The sequence below is a fragment of the Chryseobacterium contaminans genome (assembly GCF_001684955.1).
In the GTDB taxonomy this organism is placed as follows: Bacteria; Bacteroidota; Bacteroidia; order Flavobacteriales; family Weeksellaceae; genus Chryseobacterium; species Chryseobacterium contaminans.
Genome location: NZ_MAYF01000070.1, coordinates 1 through 8,415, shown reverse-complemented (window position 1 = coordinate 8,415; position 8,415 = coordinate 1). Strand labels below are relative to the sequence as shown.

The 8,415-nt window shown below is 35.0% G+C and carries 8 protein-coding genes and 2 tRNA genes; 2 read left to right on the top strand and 8 right to left on the bottom strand.

The window, feature by feature from the left end:
* Positions 1–630 precede the first annotated feature (630 nt).
* The 4 genes from BBH99_RS05920 to BBH99_RS05905 all read right to left on the bottom strand — a co-directional run bounded on the left by BBH99_RS05920 (position 631) and on the right by BBH99_RS05905 (position 3,715).
* A tRNA-Asn gene (locus tag BBH99_RS05920) sits at positions 631–704 on the bottom strand.
* A gap of 828 nt (positions 705–1,532) precedes the next feature.
* A tRNA-Asn gene (locus tag BBH99_RS05915) sits at positions 1,533–1,606 on the bottom strand.
* Between the two features lie 80 nt (positions 1,607–1,686).
* Positions 1,687–3,168 carry an RIP metalloprotease RseP gene (rseP, locus tag BBH99_RS05910; RefSeq protein WP_066693282.1) on the bottom strand — a complete coding sequence of 494 codons (1,482 nt, stop codon included), beginning with the start codon at positions 3,166–3,168 and terminating at the stop codon, positions 1,687–1,689.
* A 106-nt stretch (positions 3,169–3,274) separates the two neighbouring features.
* The gene (locus BBH99_RS05905; RefSeq protein ID WP_066693281.1) at positions 3,275–3,715 is read right to left on the bottom strand and encodes a DUF6646 family protein; all 441 of its coding nucleotides are present in this window, start codon (positions 3,713–3,715) and stop codon (positions 3,275–3,277) included.
* 188 nt (positions 3,716–3,903) lie between these two features.
* Between BBH99_RS05905 and BBH99_RS05900 the strand changes: the two genes are divergently transcribed.
* Positions 3,904–4,656 carry a nitrilase-related carbon-nitrogen hydrolase gene (locus tag BBH99_RS05900; RefSeq protein ID WP_066693278.1) on the top strand — a complete coding sequence of 251 codons (753 nt, stop codon included), beginning with the start codon at positions 3,904–3,906 and terminating at the stop codon, positions 4,654–4,656.
* A gap of 41 nt (positions 4,657–4,697) precedes the next feature.
* Here the strand turns inward: BBH99_RS05900 and BBH99_RS05895 are convergent, their stop codons facing one another.
* From BBH99_RS05895 to BBH99_RS22315, 4 genes are all read right to left on the bottom strand, one after another.
* Positions 4,698–4,997, bottom strand: a complete 300-nt coding sequence (locus BBH99_RS05895) for a thioredoxin family protein (RefSeq protein WP_066693276.1) — start codon at positions 4,995–4,997, stop codon at positions 4,698–4,700.
* A 17-nt stretch (positions 4,998–5,014) separates the two neighbouring features.
* Positions 5,015–5,386, bottom strand: a complete 372-nt coding sequence (locus BBH99_RS05890) for a rhodanese-like domain-containing protein (RefSeq protein WP_066693273.1) — start codon at positions 5,384–5,386, stop codon at positions 5,015–5,017.
* A gap of 4 nt (positions 5,387–5,390) precedes the next feature.
* Entirely contained in the window at positions 5,391–6,800 is a 1,410-nt protein-coding gene (locus BBH99_RS05885) for an MBL fold metallo-hydrolase (RefSeq protein WP_066693270.1), read from the bottom strand.
* A 212-nt stretch (positions 6,801–7,012) separates the two neighbouring features.
* The gene (locus tag BBH99_RS22315) at positions 7,013–7,180 is read right to left on the bottom strand and encodes a hypothetical protein (RefSeq protein ID WP_165601888.1); all 168 of its coding nucleotides are present in this window, start codon (positions 7,178–7,180) and stop codon (positions 7,013–7,015) included.
* A gap of 173 nt (positions 7,181–7,353) precedes the next feature.
* On the opposite strand from BBH99_RS22315, the gene BBH99_RS05880 reads away from it, so the two are divergent.
* Positions 7,354–8,415 (top strand): helicase HerA-like domain-containing protein (locus BBH99_RS05880; protein WP_066693267.1); only part of this gene is annotated, 1,062 nt, incomplete at its 3' end.

Below are 8,415 nucleotides of genomic sequence, written 5' to 3'. Positions count from 1 at the left end.
TCTCAACCTTACTCTTTACTTTGTTGTTAAATTTTTCTTGTGCTCTATCTGGGTTTACGATTCATTCTTTAATCTTATTTGCTTATATCAGGATATTTTCCTGGTATCGTTACTTCTGATAAACTGACTGCTGTTGTCATCCTGTAAGGATCTAAACATAGGATGGGAAATAATGAGTATGGAAATAATTGTGGATAGCATTATCTGGATCCCTACGGGATGACAAAGACGGTAGATAAGTGTATTTATATATTCCTTAGAGAGAATTATCGTTATCCTTTACTTAAGCTTTTTAGGGCTAAAAATGAGCTGTTATACAAGTTATATATATTGGAAATCTTATAAACATAATTTTAGTGGAAAATAGGGCTTATTTTGAGGCTGCAATTATATTTATAGATAATTAAGAGCTATGAATAATCGTAATTCTTATTTATGATGCGAAATGATTGATTCTGATTTTAAATTTTGAATAAATTATTTTAAATAGCTTTGAAATGATCAAGTACTTATTATTTTATTAGATAAATAAAATTTTATCCACTAATCTTAACTATTGAAAGTAAAGAATGATTTGAAGATCAATATCAGTATATAAAAAAAGACCTACATTTCTGTAAGTCTTTTTTGCTCCTCCTGCTGGGCTCGAACCAGCGACCCTCTGATTAACAGTCAGATGCTCTAACCAACTGAGCTAAGGAGGAATGTCCTTTGTTTTAAGTGGTGCAAATATAATATGAAAAACCGTACCAAGCAAGTTTTTATCCTTTAAAATTTAACAAAAATTGCTATTGTTTTATTTTTCAATAAATTAAATTTTATAAAATAATTAAAATTTGAAATGTAAGTGATAAAAGCTGCTTTTAAAGATATTATTTCCAGGAACAAGATATTTTTATTTCAATAAAATTGGGGACGTAAACTTGTGAATGAATATAGATAATTAAAGCTTTCAAATATATTTTATGGCTAAGCTCATACTCATCATACTTATTTTTGAATCTGTCATTTCAGAATATAACCTTTCGATCAGCCTTTCAATTTTCATTATTATCCTCCTTTATTTTCTTTTTTTGATTTCGTGGATAAATAAGTGGAATCTGCAGTAGATTATTTCTTATCCATAACCGGAATACTATTCGTTGGTTTCTCCTCTGAATTAGCCCTATAAACCGCTTAATTTATCAAGTTTTTGTATGATTGAAGAGGGTAAGCTTTAAATACTTTTTTAAGTTTATTTATGGGAGTATAAAAGCCTTGAGGATCAAATCCTGTAAAAGGATTTTATTATTTGATATCTTATTTCTATTTTTCGCACATTCTGCCACATATAAAACTTCCTGTACTCTCATGTCGAGTTTATTTCTATTTGGATAATCTATTGTGGATCCTTTCTCCTTTAATGAATATAATACATTTAATCAGTTCTTATATTGAAAATGGCTTATGATTTTTTGTAACAATGTTTTTTTTTTAGAATACAAGAATGGGCATAAATAAAAAAAGACCTACATTTCTGTAAGTCTTTTTTGCTCCTCCTGCTGGGCTCGAACCAGCGACCCTCTGATTAACAGTCAGATGCTCTAACCAACTGAGCTAAGGAGGAATGTCCTTTGTTTTAAGTGGTGCAAATATAGGACGAATATTTATACCCTGCAAATATTTTTAAGAAAATTTTTCAAAAAATTACAAGCCTCCTGTAATCATTTTGAAAATATCGCTTCCGAATATCAGTAACATCAAGCCCAATAAGAAGATAACTCCCACCATTTGAGCATTTTCCAATACTTTTTGAGGTACAGGTTTTCCTACAATGATTTCATACAATGTAAATAAAACGTGTCCACCATCAAGTCCAGGAATAGGAATAAGATTCAGGAATGCCAACCATACAGAGAACATGGCTGTAAAGCCCCAGAATGCTGCCCAGTTGATAGAAACATTACCTGTTGCATCTTTATCTACCGGCATATTTTTTACAATAGCGATAGGACCACCTACTTTTTTGTAACCCTGAACCTTTTTGTTGAAAATCAGTTTAAACTGCTTAATCTGATAGGTTAAGCTCTCAATAGTAAGGGTAAATCCTCTGGTGATAGATCCAAAGAAAGTATAATCACGGTGAACATTATATTTTTCAATTTCCTTGAAAGACAGAACCCCTATAGTTCCTTCCTTAGATACCGGAATATGTAAATCAACAGTTTCATTGTTTCTTGCAACTTTGAAATCAATTGTTTTTCCTGCATTAGGTACTACCAAAGGCTTAAGCTCATCATAATATGTAATGGGAGTTCCGTTAATAGAAAGAATTTTATCACCAAGTTTTAATCCTGCATCCATTGTTGATTTTGAAACAATAGTATCAATGACAGGAGACATTCTTGGAGTAAGGAAAGCTCTTGGTTCAGGATCATGGAATGCCATTACTTTTCCGTCATCATTGGTTGGGAAAGTAACTTCTTTTCCATTTCTTGAAACGGTAATTTCATCACTCAATAATACATCTAAAGCTAATTTTTTGAAGTCCTTTTGAACTTTTCCATCTACCTTTAATATTTTATCACCATCCTCGAAGCCCATTTTCTTAGCAGCAGCTGTGTAATGAAGAGGAGTTGTGATTTTATCTGCTTCAAAGATATTTTCTCCGTTTTTTCCAACTAAGGCCGAGAATATAATCCAAGCCAGGAAGAAATTTACTGTAACTCCACCCAGCATGATGATCAATCTCTGCCAAGCCGGTTTAGATCTGAATTCCCATGGTTCAGCCGGTTTTTTCATTTGGGCTGTATCCATACTTTCATCTACCATTCCGGCAATTTTTACATAACCTCCGAAAGGAAGCCATCCGATCCCGTATTTGGTTTGTTCCGGATATTTTCTCCAATCGTCGTCAGAAAGTTTTGATATATCGATAGGAACTTCTTCCTTTTTCCCGTTTACCTCTATCACTTCAGTATCAGGAAGATTCTGAGAGAAGAATTTATACTTCCATTTTCCGTTAACTTTCTTCATAGAGAATATGGAGAAGTAAGGATCAAAAAACAGGAAGAATTTTTCTGCTCTGGTCTTGAACCATTTTGCCGGTAAGAAGTGCCCAAGCTCATGAAGAACTACAAGTATAGAGATACTCAGAATGAACTGGAAGAGTTTGATTGCTATTTCCATTAATAAATTTTAGATTTTAATTTGCAAAGGTAACAATTATCAAAACTATGCCAAATAAAAAAGCTCCTCTAAACGAGAAGCTTTGTCATATTTCAGGACTATTTGATTATAAATTGAATGAAACTCCAAGACTACCGTTATTACCCACCTCTGCAAATACACCAATTCTATCCGTAAAGAAGTAGCGTGCACCGATATGTGCTCCTATTCCAAAGTCTTTTCCAACCACTCCTACGTCAACACCTGGATAAATATCCAATTTTGGTGGAAGGCTTAAAGCTTCCTGCAGGTGGAAATTCAGTCTGCCAAAAACAAACACCCGGTTATCCTTGTCGTTGTTTTTGTAATTGCTGAAGTAACCGTTAAGGCCAGCTCCCACAGAAATGAGCTTATTCAGTCCGTAGTCATAAGTTCCAGTTATCCCGGTTCCATATCCCCAGGCGCTCAGACCTAATTGAATCTTTTGATCTCCTTTTCCAGTCCACGCCTGAGCATTAGCTGTGATTCCAAAAAAGAACATCATTACCATAAAAACCAATTTCTTCATAAATTTTATAATGTTTAATGATACTAATAAAAATTACCTGCATCAAAAATGAAACCGAAAGGCATTGAATATTATAAAAATAGCATACTTTAATAAATATTAAGAATTATAGCTCTCTTTTCATTATCCAGGATAAAAGCCGTATTTTTATACTTCAGATATTGAAATAATTTTAAAAAATAAAAAAGATGAAGATTGTAGGGCTCAATTTGGATATCATCTGGAAAAATAAAGCTGAAAATTTTAAGATCATAGAGGATAAACTCCAAAATATTGAAGCGGATCTGTTTTTGCTTCCTGAAATGTTTTCAACAGGCTTCTGTATGGATGCATCGGAAGTTTCCGACAGAACTGAAGAATCTCTGGAGTTTTTAAAAAAGATCTCCAAAGAAAAAGATGCGGCATTTTGTGGAAGTGCTCCTGTAGAAGAAAATGGTAATTTTTACAACAGAATGTACTTTGTACAACCCAATGGAGAAGTTGCTTTTTATAATAAAAGACATCTGTTTTCCTTTTCAGGAGAGGATAAAGTATATACACCCGGGAAAAACAGAGTCATTGTAGAATATAAAGGAATCCGTTTTTTACTTCAGGTCTGCTATGATCTTCGCTTTCCCGTATTTGCAAGAAATAATGATGATTATGATGCTGTTTTGTATGTAGCAAACTGGCCGGAAAAAAGAGTAGGAGCATGGGAGCACCTTTTGAAAGCAAGAGCCATTGAAAATCTTTCCTTTGTATTTGGATTAAACCGAATTGGTACGGATGGAAATAACCTGTTCTATCAGGAAAGCTCTCACTGTTTTTTTGCTGATGGAAGAGAAATTTCAGATAAAAATGGAAATATTGTATCGGCCGAACTGGATATGAATGAGCTGAAAGACTTCAGAACTCACTTTCAGTTTTTAAATGACCGTGATCATTTTTCAATTGATTTATAAAAAATAAGGCTGAGTTCATGTAAACCCAGCCTTTTTAATTTTTAAATATATTGTTGCAGGAGTTGCGTTAATGTGTTTACATCATGTACTCCGCTTTCTTTCCAAAGAAGTTCTCCATTTTTGAAGACCGCTAAAGTAGGTACACCTCTCACCCCGTATTGTGCTGCCAGAGCGGGGTACTGGTCTACGTCTACTTTAATGATTCTGGCTCCATCGCCTATATTTTCTTTTACAGAATTCAAAACTGAAGACTGAACTTTACAAGGCTGGCACCAAGTGGCAAAAAAGTCAATAAGTACCGGTCTTTCGGAATTGATGATTTCCTGAAATTTTTGTGACATAGTTTAAGTTTTATGAGTTACTTTTTATCAGCTTCGTCCTGGATGCCTTTCACATTTTTCCAACTGGTTCCATCATAGGCTTCCACTCCGTTTTTCCTTAGAATTTCCATTGCCTGATCTGCCTGTACTCCTTTATTACAGAAAACAACCACTTTTTTACCCTTCAAGGTTTCAATATTGTTCTGAATTTCTGCAAGAGGGATGTTGATGGCATTTTTAGCTGTTCCTGCCAAATATTGCTCAGGGATTCTTACATCCAATAGCGTTACCTCTGAGCTGGTGACTACTTCCTTAATGTTAACATTGGGAGCTTCTGCGGAATGGGTTGTTTTACAGCTGCTTAATGCTAAAAAAGACACTAAAGTGATTCCAAAAAAACTAAGTTTCATGTTGTTATGTTGTTTTGGATTGGCATACAAAGTCCGTTGTCGGAAGTTTTCCTGTTTTTTTAATGCCATTAAAACCACCTTCTATTTCAGTAAAGTTTCTGATTCCGTGTGAATTAAGGATGCTGGCTGCGATCATACTTCTGTATCCTCCTGCGCAGTGCAGGAAAAAATGCTCAGAATCATCAAGATTACGTGCCCAATCACTTATAGAATCTAATGGTCTGTTGTAAGCATTGTCAATATGTTCTGCAGAGTATTCTGTCAGTTTTCTGACGTCAATTATCTTTGAATCTGCTGTAAACTGTTCTGCAAACTCAGCAGGAGTGATTCTTTTCACTTCGTCAATTTCTTTTCCTGCATTTTTCCAGGCTTCAAAACCTCCTTCCAGATAGCCTACTACATTATCAAAACCAACACGGCTTAACCGGATGATAACTTCTTCTTCTGTTCCTTCATCTGTTATCAATAACAAAGGATGTTTAACATCTACGATTAGAGTTCCTACCCACGGAGCGAAGTCTCCTTTTAATCCAATATTGATAGAATTAGGAACAAAACCTTTATGGAAATCTGCGGCTCCTCTTGTATCTAGAATCAAAGCTCCTGTTTCTTCTGCTACAGCTTCAAAATCTTCAGGTGAAACGGGCTGTAAACCTTTATTCATTACTATATCCAGACTTTCATAACCGCTTTTGTTCATGGCTACATTCATTCCGAAATATTTTGGAGGAGCAGTAAGCCCGTCAAGAACTTCTCTGATGAAGGATTCTTTATCCGGCTGATTAAGTGCGTAATTTGTTCTCTTTTGATTTCCTAAAATGTCTACGGTTTCCTTCTGCATATTTTTTCCGCATGCGGAACCGGCACCATGAGCAGGATAGACTGTAATACTGTCATCCAAAGGCATAATTTTGCTCTGAATACTGTCATACAAAATTCCTGCAAGATCTTCCTGGGTAAGGTTGGTAGCTTTCTGAGCAAGATCCGGTCTTCCCACATCTCCCAGAAACAGAGTATCTCCTGTGAAGATAGCTGTTTCCTTACCGTTTTCGTCAATTAAAAGATAAGTAGTACTCTCCATCGTATGTCCTGGAGTGTGAAGTATCTTTATTTTTATTTTTCCAATTTCAAAAATCTGGTTATCTTCCGCAATAATGGCTTCAAATTCTGGAGCCGCCGTAGGTCCGTATACAATCGGAGCTCCTGTTTTTTTACTTAAATCCAAGTGTCCTGAAACGAAATCAGCATGGAAATGAGTCTCAAAAATATATTTTAAAGTGACATTGTCTTTTTCCAGACGAACAAGGTATGGTTTTACCTCTCTTAAAGGATCAATAATGATCGCTTCATTTTCTGATACAATATAATAGGCCCCCTGAGCCAGACAGCCCGTATATATTTGTTCAATTTTCATTGGGTATTTTTTTAATAGTTAAAGATACAAAGTATTAGATAAACTCTAAATCAAATGTTAAATTCAATTGATAGTTTCTTTCAATATTTACGTTAAACAAATGTTTAATATGTTGTTTTTTTTCAGCAAAAAAGATGCCTTACATAAGGTTAATAAGTAAATGCTGTTTTTTATCATGTTCTTTCTGTAAACTAGGCATATAAAATTCTAATTTATTCTAGCCTGTAGAATATTTTATAAAACATTTCATTGGTGTTTTCGGAAATATCCTTATCTATTTTGAATTGTATATAATCATCTTTTCTGGAAGCTCCTTCTTCATAGCTGATGATTCCATCATATTTATAGTAGATGTGATCTTTGATTCTTCCATTATCCACAATCCAATAAATGTTTTTTAAATAGAGTCATAGAATAAGTATGGCATTATTTTTAGTGGCTAAGGTAAACATTTATTAAAGCTAAAAGCAAAAACATAAGGGTTTAATAGCGCTTTAATAACTGAATATTTTACAAAAATCTTTATATTTAGAAGTTTTAAAAAAGCAATCAAATGGCAGACAAAGCACAATTTATTGAAGAATTAAATGCTAGATACACTCCAAAAGGAGAACATATTATACTAGGAAAAGGAATGCTGGACGGGGAAGTGGTTCCGGAAGTAAATGTAACCATTCCTTTGAAAACAATTAACCGTCATGGGCTTATTGCCGGAGCAACGGGAACAGGGAAGACCAAAACATTACAGGTATTTGCAGAGCAGCTTTCCCATCAGGGAATCCCATCGCTGGTTTTGGATATCAAAGGTGACTTTTCTGGAATTGCAGAAGCGGGTCAGATGAATTCTATTATTGAGGAAAGGTATGCGAAAACCCAGCTTCCTTATACACCACAAGGTTTTCCGGTAGAACTGATGAGTATTTCCAGAGGAAAAGGGGTGAAACTGAGAGCTACCGTAACCGAGTTCGGGCCTGTTCTATTAAGTAAAATTCTGGAGCTTAATGATACCCAACAAAGTATCATGTCTATTGTCTTCAAATATTGTGATGATAAAGGACTTCCTTTGGTTGACCTTAAAGACCTGAAGAAAGTTCTTCAGTATGTGACAGATAACGCACAGGGAAAAGCTGAGCTTGCTGCTAATTATGGATCTATAGCGCCAGCTTCTTTGGGAGCTATTCTGAGATCTATCGTAGCTTTGGAACAACAGGGTGCAGGAGATTTCTTTGGAGAATTGAGCTTTGATGTTCAGGATTTATTGGAAACCAGGGACGGAAAAGGAGTTGTTAATATTTTGAGGGTATCGGATATTCAGAATAAGCCACAGCTGTTTTCAACCTTCATGCTTTCTCTTTTTGCCGAAATCTATATGACCTTCCCGGAAGAAGGGGATAGTGGGAAACCCAAATTGGTACTGTTCATAGATGAAGCACATTTACTTTTTGATGAAGCTTCAAAAACACTTCTTTCCCAGATTGAGACGATGGTAAAACTAATTCGTTCAAAAGGAGTAGGTATTTATTTTATTACCCAGATTCCTGGTGATGTGCCAGAAAGTGTTTTATCTCAGTTAGGGTTAAAAATACAACATGCCCTGAGGGGTTTTACGGCAAAA

Bases quoted from the DNA above. Each gene is read 5' to 3' on its own strand.
- rseP (WP_066693282.1), bottom strand. From the start codon at position 3,168: ATGGAAATAGCAATCAAACTCTTCCAGTTCATTCTGAGTATCTCTATA.
- BBH99_RS05905 (WP_066693281.1), bottom strand. From the start codon at position 3,715: ATGAAGAAATTGGTTTTTATGGTAATGATGTTCTTTTTTGGAATCACA.
- BBH99_RS05900 (WP_066693278.1), top strand. From the start codon at position 3,904: ATGAAGATTGTAGGGCTCAATTTGGATATCATCTGGAAAAATAAAGCT.
- BBH99_RS05895 (WP_066693276.1), bottom strand. From the start codon at position 4,997: ATGTCACAAAAATTTCAGGAAATCATCAATTCCGAAAGACCGGTACTT.
- BBH99_RS05890 (WP_066693273.1), bottom strand. From the start codon at position 5,386: ATGAAACTTAGTTTTTTTGGAATCACTTTAGTGTCTTTTTTAGCATTA.
- BBH99_RS05885 (WP_066693270.1), bottom strand. From the start codon at position 6,800: ATGAAAATTGAACAAATATATACGGGCTGTCTGGCTCAGGGGGCCTAT.